Annotated in this window: 2 protein-coding genes; both read right to left on the reverse strand. The window is 70.4% G+C overall.

The window, feature by feature from the left end:
* Positions 1-687: ATP-binding cassette domain-containing protein (locus UWG_RS29935; protein ID WP_016907609.1), on the reverse strand; the 687-nt coding region annotated here is incomplete at its 3' end.
* A partial coding sequence (locus UWG_RS0112795) for an oligopeptide/dipeptide ABC transporter ATP-binding protein (RefSeq protein ID WP_029391401.1) occupies positions 677-982 on the reverse strand: 306 nt, incomplete at its 5' end. The genes UWG_RS0112795 and UWG_RS29935, both read right to left, overlap by 11 nt.

The following is a 982-nucleotide window of genomic DNA, read 5'->3' on the forward strand; positions in this document are numbered from 1 at the left end:
CACCACCTGCGCCTGCACCGAGACGTCGAGCGCAGAGACCGGCTCGTCCGCCACGATGATCTCGGGCCGCAGCGCCAGCCCGCGGGCGATGCCGATCCGTTGGCGCTGGCCGCCGGAAAACTGGTGCGGATACCTGTTGACGTACTCGGGGTTGAGCCCCACCACGTCGAGGAGCTCCTGCACCCGCTTGCGGCGGTCGCCCTTCGGCGCCGCCTCCGGATGGATCTCGTACGGCTCACCGATGATGTCGCCCACGGTCATCCGGGGGTTGAGCGAGGTGTACGGGTCCTGGAAGACCATCTGGATGTTCCGCCGAACCGCCTTCAGCGCGCGGCCCGACAGCTTGGTGATGTCCTCGCCCTTGTACCGGATCGTCCCCGCCGTCGGCTCCTCCAGGTGCGTCACCAGCTTCGCCACCGTGGACTTGCCGCACCCCGACTCGCCCACGAGTCCGAGCGTCCCACCCGCCCGCAGGTCGAAGGAGACGCCGTCGACGGCCTTCACGGCGCCCACCTGCCGTCGGAAGACGATGCCCTGCGTCAACGGGAAGTACTTGCGCAGGTCCCGGACCTCGAGGATCGCCTCACCCGCCGCGTACGCCGACTCCCGGCGGGACTTGGCGAGCAGCCACCGCGCCGCCTGGCCTTCCTCGCGTGCCTCGCGGCGCCCGGAGTGGTCAGCGTGCATCGAACATCTCCCTCCAGAAGTGGCACGCGCTGGCCCGCTCGGCCGCCACGTCGTAGAGCGGCGGGTCCTCGGTCCGGCAGTACTCCCTCGCCATCGGGCAGCGGGGGTTGAACGAGCAGCCCTCGGGGATGGCGAGGAGGCTCGGCGGGAGGCCGCGGATCGCGTAGAGCTCCTGGCCCTTCTGGTCGACGCGGGGGATGGAGTCGAGGAGGCCCTTGGTGTACGGGTGGGCGGGGTTCTTGTAGAGGTCCCGTACGGGGGCGGTCTCGACGATGCGGCCCGCGTACATCACCGC

The sequence above is a fragment of the Streptomyces xiaopingdaonensis genome, assembly GCF_000262345.1.
Lineage (GTDB): Bacteria > Actinomycetota > Actinomycetes > Streptomycetales > Streptomycetaceae > Streptomyces > Streptomyces xiaopingdaonensis.